Raw genomic sequence first — 15,869 nt, 5'->3', positions numbered from 1 at the left:
AAGGTCCCGGGGGCCGGGTGGTCAGTTCTCGGCATCACCCCCAGAGGTCGGGCTCTCCGCAGACCGCTCCGACGGCGTAGACGTCGGCGCCGCCGAAGCGGAGTCCGACCATCCGTGCGACCGGCCCGATCATCATGTTGTTGATGTTGTCGATCAGCGGGACCAGCGTCTTCTCTGCGAACGCGTTGCCCGCCGTCGTCAGCTCGTTCACGATCGGGTCGGTCAACGGGTGCGCGTCGCTGAGGGGCACGGTCTTGCCACCGATCTTGACGTCGGTGACTCCCGTGACCAGGTTTCGCGGGTCCAGGTAGACGGTGCTCCCGGTCTGTACCGGGGTGACGTCGTTGGGCGGGATCGATAGGTTCGCGACCGATGTTCCGCCGTTGTGGGTGGTCGCGACGTCGAGCCGCACGTGCGCCTCGATCGTGAGTTTGCTGTTGGGGTCCAGAGGCCCGAACAGCTCGTCAAGGACACGACCCAGGCCGAGGTCCTGCAGGACCGACACCTTCACCTCGCCGTTCACGTCCAGCTCTGAGTTGAGCGAGTACGACGCCGGCTGGGTGCGGACCGCGACCGAGTAGGTGTGCGGGTTGGTCGCCGTCTCGTCGCCGCAGTGGACCTCGGGCGGCGCGACCAGCTGTCCCTCGCCGTCCGCGAGGCTCACAGCGAGGCTGCCCGTGCCCTTGGCGGTCTGGAACGTCGCCAGCTTGGGGATGCTGAGGCTCGGGAGGTTGACGAAATTGATCCCGAGAGTGCCCTGGAGCTGGGCGTTGCGCGCGACGCTGGCGGGCGAGTTGGGCTCGCCGCAGGCGAGCTGGGCGGCCGAGGCGAGGGAGATCCCGCCGGTGAACTGGAAGCCGACGCCCGGCACCCCGGCCTGGATGTTCTCCACCTCGAGGAGGTGCTCACCGTTCGCGAGCCGTGCCGAGCCGACGATGTCGAGCACGTTCAGCGCGATGTCGAGCGCCGCCCGGTCGGTCGGCGCCACGTGGAGCACGTCGCTGAGGACGATCGATCCGACCGATGCGGAGACGGCGATGATGCTCTGCAGAGCGCTGATCGCCGACGCGTTCGACGAGCCCGGCTCGTTCGACAGCACCTCGACCACGGCCCTGAGCAGATCGGCATAGGTCACGGTGCCGTTCAGCAGCCGTTCGGGGCTGCCGATCACCGAAGTGGCCGCGAGATCGGCCAGGGTGCCGTCGGCAGCCGCCAGCGACTTGTAGCTGATCAGGTCGAGGTTGACGCCCAACAGGTGGTTGAGCGGCTCGAGGACGGTGCTGTCGTTCGAGCGGATGGCGGCGACGAACGTTCCCAGCCGGTAGCAGGCCGAACTCGAGGCGACGGCGTAGGCCGTCCTTGTCACCTCGCCCGACCCGTCCATCACGGCGTAGTCGGTCTCCGCGCTCGCTGTCACATGCACCGCCGACGGCGGGTCAGTCGCGGTGTTCCAGACCCCGCCATCGTAGGAGCCCCAGTCGACCTCGATGTCGAGGGTCTCGCCGAGGACGTCGGGGTTGCGAGCGGCGCTGTGGCTCACCGCACTGGCCGGGTTGTTGAAGTTGCCCTCTGCCTCGAGGGCGGACTGGGTGCGGCCGCCGTGGATCTCGCGGGCGAGGTCCAGCGCGACCATGTCGACAAGCGCCTGCAGGTCCGCGCGGGTCACCCGCTCCAGGCCGAGATCGACGACGATGGCGGTGATGCCCATCAGGATCACGAGGACGAACGCGGAGAAGACTGCCACCGCCCCACGCTCGTCTTTCGGGCGCACTTGCTTCCGGTTCACGTGACGGCCCTCCCAAGATTCGACCCGTCCCCCGGCCGCCCGATTGGCGGACCCGAGAAAGACCGTATGTCGGCGCGGCGGGTCCCGTTGGCAAAATGAGTCACATCGCTAGGAACCTGGCCGAAGCGTCGGATGTGGATAGTCAATTGTTGGGAGGCTCGATGTCCGAGTTGGCGAGCTTGAGCTCCTCGTCGTTGACGACCTTGAACGTCAGCGCGTTGACGTTCTTCGCGAAGCGCGCCGGGCGGTACATCTCCCATACCCAGGTGTCGCTGATGGTGACCTCGAAGAACCTCACCGACTCTGTGCGGGCCTTCACCTCACGAGGCCGAGGGCCATCCACAGGTTCTGACTATTGCTCCACTGCGAACAGCGCGACCTCCCGGACGCGGCTAGGGACGTTCGCGCTGCGGCCGGGTCCCGGCCGTGGGTCTTCGATCCGCAGCGGGTCGCACGGGGGCCACCGGCCTGGTGGTGGAACCCGCTGAGCTGCGTGTCAATAATGACCGGGCTGGGGGGAACACAACCTCTGGCTCTGTCGTGGCACAGACGGCTGGCGCAGTCTGCAGACCTCCGCACGGCATTGCAGGGAGCAGTCGCCCAGCTCAACCATCGGGCGCCCGAGTCACACCCAACCCGTCCCACAATGCGTGCCGTTCAATTGCTCGCGACTGGCGGGCGCCTGCGGCCCGCTGCTGCGTCACTGAGTCGCAGCATGGGATCGAGCGTTCAGCGGGTCGCGCCACGACCGCCACGTCGAGCTGTCAGTCGTCGGGTGCCCCAGCAGAAAGCCCTGCACATGACTGACGCCCAGCGCCCTGAGCTCGGCAAGCTCTTCCAGCGTCTCTACGCCCTCGGCCGTCACGGAGGCATTGATCTCGGTCGCGATGTTCACCAGCGCGACGAACAACGCCCGTGGCGCCGGCTCCCCGGATCCGATCCCCGCGAGCAGTGAGCGGTCGATCTTGACGATGTCGGGCCGCAGTCGCAGCACATGGGCGAACGAGGCGAACCCTGCGCCCGCATCGTCGACGGCAAGCATGAGCCCACCGGCTCGCAACGGCGCCAAGACCGTGGTTGTTGCCTCGTAGTTGGTGACGGCGGCATGCTCGGTGACCTCGACGATGAGGCGCTCCAGCGGCGCCGGGGACCTTGTCAACCGCGCGGTGAATCCCTGGTAGGTGATGACGTCCGGTGAGACGTTCACCGCGAGCCGGCAGTGGGCGGGAAACTCGCACAACAAGGTCAGCGCATGGTCGATCACGGCCAGTTCCAAGTCATGTCCGAGACCCACCGACCAGACCTGTGAGAACACGAACCCCGGTGGATCGGGCAAGTCGGGGAACCTGGCGAGCGCCTCGACCGCCGCGATCCGGCCGCCGTCGACCTCGATGATGGGTTGGAGGGCGACCAGCAACTGGCCTTCATTGTCGACGACCGTGCGGATCTGCGAGATCGCTCGCGCCCGCTGGGCCTGAAGGTGGAGCCGCTCACCGAGAAGCCGGCCGATCATCGCCAAGTAGCTCGCGTCCCGCTCCCGCAACATCGGATGGGGCTCGTGGCTCAAGCAGCACAAGGTCCCGAACAGCGATCCGTCCGACCGGTAGATCGGGACGCCTACATAAGCGCCGATCCGCATCTCCCGGGTCGACTCCAGGTGCGCCACCCGCTGGTCCGCAGCGGCGTCGGGGATCACCGCAGGGATCTCCCCGATCACCATGCGCTGGCAGTACGTCTCCTCAAGCCTCGGCCCCGTGCCGACCTCGATGGCGAACGATGCAGCGTCCCCAACCGCTGCCCGGAACACCTGCCGGCCATCGGAGAACTCCGCGACGTAGACGACGTCCATGTCGAGGAGCTCCAATGCGGACCCGATGACGGGCTCGATCCCAGACGCATCGTCGCCACCGTCTGCCGCACCCTGGCCGAACATTCGCCCAGCTCCTCTGTCCGCACTGCGAATCCGCCGTTCAGAATGCGCCCGCAACGCTCACCCACCACAACAACTGTTCAGCCGCCCCGGGACGTCCGGCCCGCGGCGGTTCTAAGCCCAGTAGTAGCTCGCTGGAACGTCCCGGTCGTGCATCCGCTGGATCGGCTGCGCAACGACGAACCGGATCTTCGTCATCAGCACCAACTCCGCTCAGAGTTTCTCTTGACGGGTGACAAGTCCTTGACATCGAACGCCCGCGAGCTCGCAAGAGCGATCGCACGCTGGCAGAGCGCGACGGTCAGCGGCGTCGACAGCAGAGCCGGGATGATGGTGGCGGCACGGGAGAGCGCGGCCGCCTCAGCGGTCGCGTTCGATATCGGCGACGTTCGCGACTGGTCCGCACCCGGCGGCGTCGACGTACTCGTCTCCAACGCGACCGTCCAGTGGCTGCCCGACCACCTCGAGCTGCGGCCGCGGCTGGTGGAGCAGGTCCGGCCCGGGGGCTGGTTCGCGTTCAAGGTGCCCGGCAACTTCGACGAGCCGAGCCACACCATCCGCGCCGAGCTGGCCGCCGAGCCGCCGTACGCCGCGCACGCGGCGGGCGCCGCCGGTGCCGTCGTCGTACGACGCCGCGACCTACCTCCGCGCCCTCCAGCGCCTCGACTGCAAGGCGGACGCGTGGGCGACGACCTACTCCACGTCCTGCACGGCGAGGACCCGGTCTTCGCCTGGGTCTCCTGCACCGGCGCCCGTCCGACCTTGCAGGCGCTGCCCGACGACCTGCGCCCGACTCGAGGCGGAGTTCAAGCGGCCGCTGCGCGAGGCCTACCCGGATGACGGCCACGGCGTCGTACTGCCGTTCCGGCGGGTCTTCGTGGCCGCAACGACGCCTGCGCGCTGAGTCTGACCCTCCGAGCCCGGCGAAACCGCGGGCACTCGCCCGCCCGGCACAGGGAGCAGTCGGTGCCGCGCCGCAGGTGCTCGTGCGCCTTCCGCGGATGCCCGCACACGCACAGATCATCCGGATCGCGCCGCAGGGCAAAGCGGTCCACGCTCAAGTCGATCGGAGATGGCCTCTCCGAGGCACGGACGAGGTACTGGTCACTCGTGGGACTCGCCACTGCTACGTTCTCCCTCCGTGGCAGGTTCACCACAGACGTGCGGGTAACGCTCGCGCTCCCCACGCCCTGTCGCCGCGGGTCCCAGGGTCCCCAAACCGCGGGCACCACGGCGTCCCTTCATGGAACACCAGTTGGGGCAATCTCGCACGAATTTCACGAGACCGGGCAAACTGGTTCCGCCGCCCGCCGTTTCCGACACCGCGCGGTTCGCCTTTTGCGGTCGCGTCGGCAGGCCTGGCCAGAAGGCGGAAGGAAGCGAGTGCTCGATCATGGGGAAGCGACGCAGGCTCTCGGCTCGGGTAATGCAGGTCGCGGTCGGCGCCAGCCTCGCTGTTGGCTGCTCAGTGGACCGTGACGGGTCTGCCTCGGAGTCGGCGGCCCCCGGGGAGATCACTGCCACGCCTCCGGCAGGACTCCTCACCATGGGGGAGTCGGTGGAGTGGCAGGGCTCTCGGACCACGGTGACTGCTGTCCGGCGCCCGCTCGGCCGGGCCTCCCAAGCGCCACCCGGCCCAGACAAGGAGTGGCTGGGAGTGCGCGCGAAGACGTGCGCCGGCGACGTATCGGTCGAGGCGGGGTGGTATCTGTTCGCCGCTCACGGCCCTTCCTCCGAGCGCTATCCGGCCCCCGCCTGGGACGACGAGAGATGGCCTCGGCCGCAGTATCCGCAAGGGACGGTCGACCCGGGTGAGTGCGTCGACGGCTGGCTGCTGATCCCGGTCGTCGTCGCGGCGCCTGTCACAACCGTCCGCCTCTCGGACCCGGACGGCATCCCGCTGGGCGAGTGGCGGCTCCCGGAGGAGGTCGGAGGATGAGATCGCGGAGACAGTACCCCCGACTGCTCGTCGCCACGGGTGTGGTGTTCGTCCTGGCGATCGGCGTCACCTCCTGCAGTTCCGATCCGCCGCAACGGCCGTACGCCGGGAGCGGGGCCTCCGCCGACCCGCAGCTCGGAGTTGACCCGACCGTGCCCGTCGAGGAGGGCGAGCTGCCCGAGGCAGGACCGACCGACCTCGCCGACCTCGGCGAGGATGCCCTCGGGCTCGCGCTCGGCGACGAGTACGTCGTCGGCGGCAACCACACGACGCTGCTGGAGGTGAGGCGCCCCCTCCCGTCGTACGGCGACGATCCCGGCCCCGGCCCCGGCCGTGAGTGGGTGGGGGCCCGGGTGAGTACGTGCTTCGAGTCCGAGCTCGACCGGCAGCTGGAGATCGGGTCGTACCTGTTCTCGGCGGTGAGTGAGCACTCGATCTCCTACCCGGGTGTCCAACCGGAGGACGCAGGGTGGCCCGTCCCGCAATACCCGGGCTACGGGCGGCTGGCGCCGGGACAGTGCACGAGCGGCTGGATCGCGATCCCGGTGCCCGTCGGCGCGACGCTGACCTCGATCGTGCAGAGCGCAGTGACCACCGATCCGGTGTCGGAGTGGACCGTCCCCACCGACGCGTGGTGAGCCCCGCGCCTCATCGGGGTGCGAACACCCACACCTCGTTGTTCGCGTAGGCGACGGTCCAGTACGGCGAGGCCGCGAGCGCGCCGGCCAGGTCGAGGACCGCACCCTCCGGCAGCGCGCCGTAGTACCGCGTCTCCTCCTCCATCGATCGGGCGAGCACCAGGTAGAGCCGGTCGCCGAACTCGGCGATGACCGCGGCGTGGAGCTCGGCCATCGAGAGACTGAGGAGGCGCGCGCGGTCGAACTGGGGGTAGTCGATCAGGGCGGGGTCGTTGATGGTGTGCAGCGGATTCCGTTCGGCGTAGCCTGCTGATATCCGCCCGGGGAAGGTCCGGGTCAGGTGCACGATCGTCGACCCGGGCGGAGTCTCCTCCGACAGCCACCGCGATGCGGCAACCTCGTCGTCCGAGACCCTGAGGAACGGGTACATCCCGAACGACGTCGCCTGGGCGCTGGCCAGGAACGTCCCGACGCTGAGCACGCCCACCGTCACGACGGCGGCGGCCCGCCGGCGGGCCGGGTCGCACACCCGCTTCGCGATCAGCGCGCAGAACCAGGGGGACGCGAACAGCCACACCCGGTACGGCGCCTCGCCCCCGTAGTTGCCCCCGAGCAGCACGAACACCGGCATGACCGCGAACATGACCGGAAGCAGGACGGTCCCGAACCGGCGGAGGTAGGTCAGGGCCGAAAGTGCGCCGCCCCCGAGGACCAGCGCGGCCACGATTCGTGCCGCTGTCGCGGCGAGCTCCTGCGCGTCGGAGGACGGGCCGGTGACCAGGCTCTGTGCGTTGGCGAAGCTGAAGCCGGTGAGGGCAGCATTGGTGCTGAGGGCCTCGCGGTGGAGATACAGCCACAGCAGCGGCAGCGTCGCCAGCACGACGTACCCCCAACGCCAACGACCCGCCAGCCATCCCGCGAGGGCCGCTGGCGCGAGCTGCAGGACCAGGACGTACGGCGTGATCTGGTGCGAGACCACGATCAGCAGGTAGGTGGCCACGACCGTCGCGACGAGTACGCCCCGCGCGACGGGTTCCAGCGGCTGCGACGCAGGCAGGTCGCGCAGCGCCCAACCGCAGGAGCGGCCGAACCATCCCGTGCGCAGCCGGTCCTGGGGGAGCGACTTCAGGAGCGTGACGACGTGAGCGAGGCAGAGCATCACGAGCGCGAAGCACATGGTCTGGGGCGAGTAGTAGAACTGGCCGGCCCACATGGTGCAGAGGAAGAGCAACGTCGCGACGATCGGTGTCAGGACGCCGCCGAACAGCCGGTGGACTGCCGCTGCAAGACCGACGCCGGCCATCGCGACCAAGAGCGGCTGGGCGAGATTGGCGGAGGTCAGCGGGTCCGCGCCGGAAATCACCTGGACCTGTGCGGCGACCGCGAAGAACCCTGGCCACTGCTGGTAGACGTCGCGGGGATCCTGCAACGGCTGCTGCTGGACGATGAGGTCGACGACGCCGAGGTGCTTGTACGCCCACCCCGCCAGAAGGTTGTGGTCGAAGAGGACCCGCGGCGGCGTGAACAGGAGACCCACGGCGACCAGCCCCGCGGTCCCCAGCCCGGCCCAAACGGGACGCAGCAGGCAGGCGACGACCACGGCAGCGACGGCGAGGATGACCGCCGCGACGAACCAGGGTCCGAGGGTGGGGAGAAGGCCGTACTCGCCGATGGGCTCCTCTCTGCTCCCGACCAGCGAGACGGCGTACGCCGACGCGCCTGCCAGCAGCAACACGCAGCCTGCTCGGGCGCCGGTGCGCGCGCCCGACCGTGATCCCGGGGGAGTGGAGGGAGATGGACGTTCGGTCGATGCCCGGCCCCGTCGAATCGCCACCGCTGCGCCCACCAGCGCGGGAGCGACGAGAGCGCCGTACTGGACCATCGGCTGCTGGAGGGTCGTCCACGCGCAGAGCAGCGCGACCGCCCCGGACCAGCAGACGCTCAGCAGGACCATGGTCACCCCGCGATCCGGACCGGCCGCCCGGCCGAGCGCCAGCACGATGCCGAGACCAGGACACACCACGGAGACGGCCACCGCCGCGGCGACGGCCAGCGGGCCACCCTGGCCCACGACGATCACGGCGGTGCTGAGGAGGGTCCAGGCGACGAGCAGCCAGGCGGCACCAGCCGAGGCCGCCGCGGCCGCAGGAGCCTGCGCCCGAGCCGCGGCAACAATGCGCCCCGCCTCGGCTTCGGCCGCCGCCACGATGTCTCGAACATCCTGATCGGCGGCGGCGAGGATGGGGCCGACCCGCCTCTCGCTCGAGCGCCGGATCTCGGCGGCGTCGGCGCGGGCGGACGCGAGGAGGGCATCGGCATCCCCCTCAGCGGCGTCGCGGGCAGCGCGTGCGCGCCGCCAGAGCGCACGCGACCTCTGGACGGCGCGTGGGACCGCCGGGAGGGGATCGGACGCGTCCTGGGTCAGATCCGGGTCGGCGTCGCCTGTCGACGTCACTGTCTAGCCACCGAGCCCTCGCTCAACTTCGATCTCAGGTTCGCGCCTTGCGCAGGCGACCGCGCCGTCCGCCGTGCTCGGCCCGTCGGTGCTTGGACGTCTGGATCGCTTCCGACGCGTCCGTCGTCGCGGGGTCCGCCACTGTGGTGGTGGCCGGTGCGTGCGGCCACTGGAGCACGACCGACGGCACGGGTTCGTCGTCGACGGCGGAGGCGGCGTCTCCGTCCAGTTGCGCGAGCGCACGCCGCGCCGACGCGACCTCGGAGCGGACGTGTTCCAGCATCTCGTCGAGCGTCGCGGTGACGTGTTCGAGACTTTCGATCATGCGGATCGCCTCGGACCGGGTGACGAGCAGCTGCCGCTCGCGGTTCTCCTCCGTCTGCCGCGCGCGCTCCAGTCCCAGCTCCGCTGCATCGAGCGTCTCCATGGCGCAATCCCGCAGCTCGGCCGCGTCCTGCCGGAGGGCGGTGACCTCCGCCTGGGCTTCACTCGTGATCCGGTGGGCCCGTTCCTCGGCCTCGGCGATGAGGCAGTCCGCCTGCTCCCGAGCGGCAGCGATCCGCTTGGCTGCGGCAGCTGCTGCATCCTCCTCCGCCCGCGCTGTCGCCTGCTGAGCCTCGCGCACGAGGGTCTCGGCGCGCTCGATGGCCGAACGTCTGGTGTCGAGTGCCTCAGCGATCATCGCGTCGGCCTCTCGCTGGAGCACGAGGGCGGTCCGCAGCTCGTCGAGGCGGGGCGGGTGCGGCGGGTCGGGCGCGACCCGGCCGACGCCGGGAGCGGAAGCCTGGGTGGATTCGGTCATGATGCTTCGCCTCCGGGTTTCTCGGGCGGGTGTGGGTGGAGCATCGGCTTGAGCCAGCGCGCCGTCACGGGCAGGACGGCGAGCGCGGCAGCGGTCTGGACGGCGCAGTACACGACGCCGACGCCCGCGAGACCGAGAGCCTCGCCCCAGGCGACCACGGCGCCGAGGGTGCATACGGCGACGGCGACGTTGACCAGCAGGAGGGGCCACGGACGCTGGCGGATCAGACAGAGCGCCCAGAACAGGAGGAGCACAGCCGTGCCGGGCAACGCGAGACCGAGCCACCGCAGTAGCCCATCGGCCTCCTGCGCGAAGTCGCTGCCGAGGAGCGCGAGGGGCACCTGTGGCAGCAGAACGCACCCGGCCGTGCCTGTCGCGACGAGGGCAGCCTCCAGCCGCAGCTGACCTCGGAGGACCGATGGCGCGGCGGCGGGGTCCGCGACCGACTCGCGCACCGCCGTGATCAGCACGTTGCTCAGCAGCAGCGTGCCGATCGCGATCAGCATCCAGGGCACGTAGAAGTAGCCCCCGAGGCGAGGCCCCATCGAGAAGGTCACGACTGCCGGCAGAAAGGTAGCCACGGCCGTGGTCACGGCTGTGTTCACCGACTCGACGGCGACGAACCTGCGGAGGCTGCGTGGTTCCGGCAGCCGCGGGCGTCCCCGTGCGCGGGGAGCCAGCCGACCGAGCACGATCGCGTTCAGAGCGACGACGGCCGCTCCCATGGCGATTCCCCAGGCCAGTACGGCGTACCCGGATGTCGCCACCAGCAGCGCGCAGACCGGCAGCAGCGCCAGGCGCGCGACCCCCATGGTCACGTTCTCGATGGGCACCCACGCTGCCTTGCCCAGCCCGATCAACCCACCGTCCTGGATAAGGAAGATCGCGCTGAGGACAACCAGACCGACGAAGCCGACCACCCCGACGCCGGCCGACGCCGCCGACCCCCACGGCGTCGCGAGGAAGGCCACGGCGACGAGTGCGGCCGCGCACCCGGCGGCCAGGTAGCTGCGGCCGATCAATCTCCCGGTGTGCTCGCCGGCGTGGGGAAGGAACCTCGCGAGCACGTCGGTGAGATTCAGGCTGGCGGCACTGCCCAGGAAGGTGATCGTGGCGATCTGGGCGGCTGCCGCACCGACGGCGTCCGCGCCGTCGCGCCGGGCGACGACCACCCAGAATAGGTACGTCGTCGCCGCAGTGCCGATGGCCGATGCGATCAGCGCGACCGACGACGTCGCCGCCGACCGGCGCGCAGGACCGTGGGGATCCGGCGTGCCGCGGGTTGTGCGGCTGTCAATGACACTCATCGGAGGCGTTCTCGGCGGATCGCCCGGCGGGCCTTCACGTACGCGACCGGACCGGTCGCGAGGGCGCTCGCTCGGCGCAACGGCCTGACCGCCGGTGAGGTCTCACCACGGCCGGAGCGCTGCGTTGCGAGACGTTGGAGGGACCGGTGGCAGACCTGGAGGAGTGCGCGGGTGAGTGGCCGGGCCCGGAAGGGGTCGCGCGTCAGGAGCGCGGTGTAGTAGGCGCCGACCCCGGTTGAGTATCCGGTCAGCTGGTCGATGAGGGACGCCTCGTCGGTGCGGTGGAAGTGCCAGGTGACCGCCCGCGGTGTGTAGACGAGGGTGTGCCCGGCCAGCATCACCTCGGTGAGCGCTAGCGTGTCCTCGCCGCCGCGGGTCGGGGTGCCGGCCCCGAGGCACGGGTCGAAGCCTCCGATCGCGGTCAGGGCGTCGAGCCGGAAAGCCATGTTTGCACCCGCGCCGAACGTCGGCCGGGGATAGACCGCAGGCTGCACCGCGCTTTGGTACTCCGGGTCGAGGACCGTCCGCACGAAGCCTCGCCCCTTGGAGTGACCACCCCACTGCTCGAACCGGACCTGCGGCATGGCGGACAGGTCGGCCGGCAGAACCGGACCGGTGACCGCGGCAACCGCGGCATCTGAGGTGAACTCCTCAGCCAGGGCCGACAGCCAGTGCGGGTCGACGACCTCGTCGTCGTCGAGGAACGCGACCAGGTCGTGTTCAACCGCCCCCAGCGCCCGGTTGCGCGCGCGGGACAGTCCGGGCAGCGGCTCGCGGAGGTAACCCACCGGGATGGATTCCATGGCGCGGTCGCGACACAGCTTCTCCGTGACGTCGTCGGCAGGCGCGTTGTCGACCACGAGCACCTGAACGTTGCGGTAGTCCAGCCCGGTGAGGCTGTCGAGGCACCGGCGCAGCTGGGCAGGCCGGTTGCGGGTGCAGACCACCACCGTGATCCCCGGACCCTCCACCGCGAGGCTCTGTCGGTGCACCGCGACCGGACAGCGCTCGTGGGACCACCCGTCCTTGGTCAAGGCGCCCACGGCGAGACCGTGGCTCGACGCCTCCGCGCGGGCGAGCGCCCCGAGCTCGGCCTCGATCGTCGCCGCAAGAGCGTCGGCGGTCGCCGACCGCGGCACCATGACCATGCCCACAGGACGGGCGCACAAGGTCACGAGGGCGACGGCGTCGTCCGGCTCACCCGACTCCGGGTGCGGGAGGTCTCGGAGTGGCGAGGCGACGTCGACCGTGAGGACCCGCGCCGGTCTCACGATGGAAGGGACGCCGGGCGCCTGCGATGACCGTGGGACGGGCGCGTCACCGGCGTCCGTTCGAGGGGGGCACCCGGCACGGAGCAGGCTCCCGGCGAAACCCACTGCGGCGGCCAACAGACCGATCAGGATGACCGCTGCCCTCAGCGGACCCGCGATCCGGCCGCGCAGGGGGTCGAGACACCCGGTCAGCACACCCCGGGGCAACACCTTCAGGGTGTAGTCGCGCTCGGTGGCCAGTCCGGGTCCTGCGCCTGCAATCCGGGCGAGCTCTGCCTTCCCGGCGCCCTCGGCCCGGCACCTTCCCCAAAGGAAGCGCAGGGTGGCCCGGTCGAGGGGGACGTAGTGGCGGACCACAGCCGTCGGCTCGATCCACCACCGCCCTCCGGGGCGGACCGCGGCCATCCGCATGCACAGCTCAGTGTCCTCGGGACGCGATGCGTCACCGACCTTGCTGAAGCCTTCGCAGAAACCGCCGGCCTGCCAGAAGTCGGCGGCGCGCACGGCCATGTTCTCGCTCCACCCATTCCGGACCTCTCCGGGCAGGCTGGGCAGCCCGGTGTAGCTGGCGCCGACCACCCAGCCCAGTTCCATCGGGAACCAGCGAGGGCGGTGTCCCGCCCAGTCCGGCTCGACCCAGCCGCCGACGCCGACGACGGACGGATCGGCATGGAGCGGGGCGACCAGCCGCGACAGCCAGCCCGGCGTGGCCTCCGCGTCGTCGTCGAGGAACGCGAGAATCTCCCCGGTCGCGGACCGGGCGCCCGCATTCCGGGTGCCCGACGCGCCGCGCGGGCCTTCGTTGAGCACGACGAGCACGTCGGGGAAGAGCCGGCGCACCATCCGGTGCAGGCGCGGGTCGTTGTCGATGGCGACGACCACCTCGACATCAGGTGCTTGGGTGACTGCCGACGCGATGGCGCGCGCGAGCAGCGGCACTCTTCGCTCGTCGAAGGCCGCGATCACCACCGAGCAGCTCGTCATCGCCCCACCTTCGAACCCTCGTCGGAAGCGACCACGTCGGTCGAACGGCGGGGCGTCATCCGCGGCGCTCGTGGGGCGGCCTCGGCGTCCACTCGTCGCGTGAGCCTGCGCGCCTTGGCGACTTCTGCGTACATCGTGCACAGCACCCGGCACCCGTCGGACACTGCGTGGAGATTGCTGGCGCCGTGGATCCGAGCGAGCTCGACGCTGGGGACCTCGACGATCCTCAGGCCGGCGGCCGCGATCCGGCAGTTGATCATCGTCTCGACCTCGAAGCCGTCGCCCCACCGCATGGCGCCGCTGCTGAGCGGCGGCAGCGCAGGATCCGGAAGGGCGAGGATGTCGACGATGTCGGACCAGAACGCGTTGTAGCCGTAGCACAGGTCGGTGTAGGAGGTGCCGAACAACAGGTTCGCGTTACGAATCAGGCAGGCGTTACCGAACCGGCGGGCGGTGGTGATGTCCGCGCTGCCACCTCCAGTGAGGAAGCGAGATCCCTTGGCGAAGTCAGCGCCGCTGACCAGGGCGTCGACGAACCGCGGGATCTCGCGAGGGTCCGCGCTGCCGTCGGCGTCGAACATCACGATGACATCGCCGGTGACCTCGGCGAAGCCGACCGCCAGTGCGTTTCCCTTTCCACGCCGGGTCTGGCGGAACACCCGCACCTCGGGTCGGAGGCGGCGGGCAACAGCAACGGTGTCGTCGACCGAGTCGCCGTCGACGAGGATGACCTCGTGCACGGCGGGGATAGCCGGAAGTACCTCGGCGAGGTTTCGCGCCTCGTTCAACGCGGGAACGATCAGGCTCACCCGGGGTTGGGAGGGGCGAGAGGAACGGACCACGTCGTACTGGCGACGGCGTGCGGCGACCAGGGTATACATCATCGATTTCCCCATGTGATTCAGTTGTGTCCGGGTTGCGGCCTCCGCGAAACCAGCGGTCGAGCTACCGTGCGCGTCCCGCAGGGCATGGGCGTCCGTGGAGCTCGAACGTTGTAAATAGACCGATTACCCGCGCAGGGCGCCGGTAATCCCCGGAAAGGCAAAATTTGTCAAGCCCGCCCTGACAAACGTCGTCAGTCGCGACAACCCGGTGGCGTCGCGGACCGGTCAGCGAACTGGGGGCTGCCGTTCGTAGGCTCCGGCATCGGCATCCACCCGCCCATCGCCGTTGCCGTCGGCCGGCGCCGGGGCGTACCGGATGTCCGTCGACCAGGACGGGCCGCCGATGTCCACGGCCGGCGAGGTCGCGCGCAGCAGGAGACGGGCACCGATGAGGTCGAACAGCGCCGCCGCACGGACGTCCGTCGCGGCCCGGAGAAGGCCGAACCAACCGTCGTCGTCGAGGTCGTCGTAGACGTTGTATCCGAGGCTGATCGCCGCGAGCGATCCGTTCGGCGCCTCGGCGTACCCGACGTCGGCAGCCTGGATCACGTTGCTGCCGATCTTCAGGATGCCCGCCGTGCAGTTCGGATGGCAGGAGACGCCCTTCGAGCCTGCCCCAGTCAGGCGCACGGAGTTGTGGGTCGCCACGGTGTCGCGGACCGGTCCGAAGGTCGACTCGCCCCGGGTGATCACGAAGGACGACGAGGGATGTACCGAGGTGACCGAGTTGTAGCTGATGCGGGTCCCAGTCGTGCTCGCGTGCCCGAGCTCGACGAACGCGAGGTTGTCCCGAGCGACGTTGCGGTAGATCCGGGTGCCCGTCGCGCCGTATACCTCGATCGCTGCGCCGTCGTGCCCGTAGTCCGCCGACGGGGCGCGGTGCCCTTCGATGAGGTTGTCGACGATGAGGGCGCCGGTTCCGCTCACGACAAGACCGTTGGCGCCGTAGTCGTCGTCGGGGCCGGGGTTGTCGGGCGCCATCCGGTTGTTGTCGTGGAGGTGGCTTGATCGCACCACGGCGTTCGAGGCCGCGGGCTCGATCGCGACCCCAATGACGTTGCCCGTCGCCTCGATGTTGCGGAGCTTGACGTTGTCGCCCCGTACCTGGAAGCCGGCGAAGGCGCAGTCCTTCGCGACGATCGAGGTGATCCGCCAGTGATTGCCGGGGACGTCGACGCAGCCGGCTCGCTGCACCACCGGACGTCCGCCCGTGCCGTAGGAGTCCACGATGATCGGCTGCCCGGCTGCGCCGCTCTGCCAGGCGGTGAGCGTGCCGAGATGGACGACCCCGGCACGCAGCCGGACGCGGTCGCCCGCTTGGAGGTCGAGCAGGGCGACTTGGGACAGCGTCCGCAGCGGCGTTCGCGTCGACCGCCCCGACGCTGCGTCGTCACCCCTGAGCGGGTCGATGTAGAAGACCCTCGAGGCAGGGGCCTGGCGCTGTGAGTTCCCGTGTGCCGTCGTCGTGGCGGCGGCGTCGGCCGCACACCACGTGACGGCGATGAGCGCGAACGACGTCGCTGCTCGCACCAGGTTGAACACGCTTTCCCCCACCAGACCGATCGGCGATCGAGCGGATGCACGACGCCTCTCCAAGACTGTGACGAGTGTGGCAGCGGTGCAGGCGGAAAGCCGCCGGAAGCCGGCGAGTGTGACCGAGGGGATTCGGCGAGTGACCCGAACTAGTCATCATGGCGATCCGAACGGACGATCACGGCCCCATCTTCGGATTTGTAGGGGACTTCGAGCGCGCCATGCTCGCCCGTCTCCCTGAACGAGAGCGCCACGAGCCAACGCTCGGACTCTGAGCTCCTCAGCGGATGCGTCGTACGCCGGCGGCGCGGCCGTCAGGCGCACTCTCTTGCCCAAGCTA

At 70.0% G+C, this 15,869-nt stretch carries 12 protein-coding genes; 3 read left to right on the top strand and 9 right to left on the bottom strand.

Features of this window, described 5'->3' with window-relative positions; all coding sequences use genetic code 11:
• Window positions 1-34: 34 nt before the first annotated feature.
• The 3 genes from D0Z08_RS31120 to D0Z08_RS31110 form a co-directional block, all read right to left on the bottom strand.
• Window positions 35-1,744 carry a Tad domain-containing protein gene (locus D0Z08_RS31120; protein WP_118929170.1) on the bottom strand — a complete coding sequence of 570 codons (1,710 nt, stop codon included), beginning with the start codon at window positions 1,742-1,744 and terminating at the stop codon, window positions 35-37.
• Between the two features lie 184 nt (window positions 1,745-1,928).
• A complete protein-coding gene (locus tag D0Z08_RS31115; protein WP_245994674.1) occupies window positions 1,929-2,105 on the bottom strand; it encodes a DUF2469 family protein in 177 nt (58 codons plus the stop codon).
• A 381-nt stretch (window positions 2,106-2,486) separates the two neighbouring features.
• A complete protein-coding gene (locus tag D0Z08_RS31110) occupies window positions 2,487-3,719 on the bottom strand; it encodes a sensor domain-containing phosphodiesterase (RefSeq protein WP_118929168.1) in 1,233 nt (410 codons plus the stop codon).
• Window positions 3,720-3,959: 240 nt separating this feature from the next.
• Between D0Z08_RS31110 and D0Z08_RS31105 the strand changes: the two genes are divergently transcribed.
• The 3 genes from D0Z08_RS31105 (at window position 3,960) to D0Z08_RS31090 (ending at window position 6,293) form a co-directional block, all read left to right on the top strand.
• Window positions 3,960-4,556 (top strand): methyltransferase domain-containing protein, encoded by a 597-nt coding sequence (locus tag D0Z08_RS31105; protein WP_147381606.1) that lies wholly within the window; start codon window positions 3,960-3,962, stop codon window positions 4,554-4,556.
• A 706-nt stretch (window positions 4,557-5,262) separates the two neighbouring features.
• Window positions 5,263-5,655, top strand: a complete 393-nt coding sequence (locus D0Z08_RS31095; protein ID WP_147381604.1) for a hypothetical protein — start codon at window positions 5,263-5,265, stop codon at window positions 5,653-5,655.
• Window positions 5,652-6,293 carry a hypothetical protein gene (locus D0Z08_RS31090; protein WP_118929164.1) on the top strand — a complete coding sequence of 214 codons (642 nt, stop codon included), beginning with the start codon at window positions 5,652-5,654 and terminating at the stop codon, window positions 6,291-6,293. Before D0Z08_RS31095 ends, D0Z08_RS31090 begins: the two co-directional genes overlap by 4 nt.
• 10 nt (window positions 6,294-6,303) lie before the next feature.
• On the opposite strand, the gene D0Z08_RS31085 is transcribed toward D0Z08_RS31090, so the two are convergent.
• The 6 genes from D0Z08_RS31085 to D0Z08_RS31060 all read right to left on the bottom strand — a co-directional run bounded on the left by D0Z08_RS31085 (window position 6,304) and on the right by D0Z08_RS31060 (window position 15,550).
• The gene (locus tag D0Z08_RS31085) at window positions 6,304-8,748 is read right to left on the bottom strand and encodes a hypothetical protein (protein WP_118929163.1); all 2,445 of its coding nucleotides are present in this window, start codon (window positions 8,746-8,748) and stop codon (window positions 6,304-6,306) included.
• A gap of 34 nt (window positions 8,749-8,782) precedes the next feature.
• Window positions 8,783-9,550, bottom strand: a complete 768-nt coding sequence (locus D0Z08_RS31080; RefSeq protein ID WP_118929162.1) for a hypothetical protein — start codon at window positions 9,548-9,550, stop codon at window positions 8,783-8,785.
• Entirely contained in the window at window positions 9,547-10,857 is a 1,311-nt protein-coding gene (locus D0Z08_RS31075) for a polysaccharide biosynthesis protein (RefSeq protein ID WP_118929161.1), read from the bottom strand. The genes D0Z08_RS31080 and D0Z08_RS31075 overlap by 4 nt, the downstream gene beginning before the upstream one ends.
• Window positions 10,854-13,112 carry a glycosyltransferase family 2 protein gene (locus D0Z08_RS31070; protein ID WP_118929160.1) on the bottom strand — a complete coding sequence of 753 codons (2,259 nt, stop codon included), beginning with the start codon at window positions 13,110-13,112 and terminating at the stop codon, window positions 10,854-10,856. The genes D0Z08_RS31075 and D0Z08_RS31070 overlap by 4 nt, the downstream gene beginning before the upstream one ends.
• A complete protein-coding gene (locus tag D0Z08_RS31065; RefSeq protein ID WP_182481607.1) occupies window positions 13,109-13,996 on the bottom strand; it encodes a glycosyltransferase family 2 protein in 888 nt (295 codons plus the stop codon). The genes D0Z08_RS31070 and D0Z08_RS31065 overlap by 4 nt, the downstream gene beginning before the upstream one ends.
• Window positions 13,997-14,221: 225 nt before the next feature.
• The gene (locus D0Z08_RS31060; protein ID WP_147381603.1) at window positions 14,222-15,550 is read right to left on the bottom strand and encodes a right-handed parallel beta-helix repeat-containing protein; all 1,329 of its coding nucleotides are present in this window, start codon (window positions 15,548-15,550) and stop codon (window positions 14,222-14,224) included.
• Window positions 15,551-15,869 lie beyond the last annotated feature (319 nt).

Origin of the sequence: Nocardioides immobilis (assembly GCF_003515065.1) — a bacterium.
Classification (GTDB): Bacteria; Actinomycetota; Actinomycetes; order Propionibacteriales; family Nocardioidaceae; genus Nocardioides; species Nocardioides immobilis.
This window is presented reverse-complemented; position numbering and strand designations above follow the sequence as displayed.

Bases quoted from the DNA above. Each gene is read 5' to 3' on its own strand.
- D0Z08_RS31065 (WP_182481607.1), bottom strand. From the start codon at position 13,996: ATGATGTATACCCTGGTCGCCGCACGCCGTCGCCAGTACGACGTGGTC.
- D0Z08_RS31095 (WP_147381604.1), top strand. From the start codon at position 5,263: ATGGGGGAGTCGGTGGAGTGGCAGGGCTCTCGGACCACGGTGACTGCT.
- D0Z08_RS31090 (WP_118929164.1), top strand. From the start codon at position 5,652: ATGAGATCGCGGAGACAGTACCCCCGACTGCTCGTCGCCACGGGTGTG.
- D0Z08_RS31070 (WP_118929160.1), bottom strand. From the start codon at position 13,112: ATGACGAGCTGCTCGGTGGTGATCGCGGCCTTCGACGAGCGAAGAGTG.
- D0Z08_RS31110 (WP_118929168.1), bottom strand. From the start codon at position 3,719: ATGTTCGGCCAGGGTGCGGCAGACGGTGGCGACGATGCGTCTGGGATC.
- D0Z08_RS31080 (WP_118929162.1), bottom strand. From the start codon at position 9,550: ATGACCGAATCCACCCAGGCTTCCGCTCCCGGCGTCGGCCGGGTCGCG.
- D0Z08_RS31075 (WP_118929161.1), bottom strand. From the start codon at position 10,857: ATGAGTGTCATTGACAGCCGCACAACCCGCGGCACGCCGGATCCCCAC.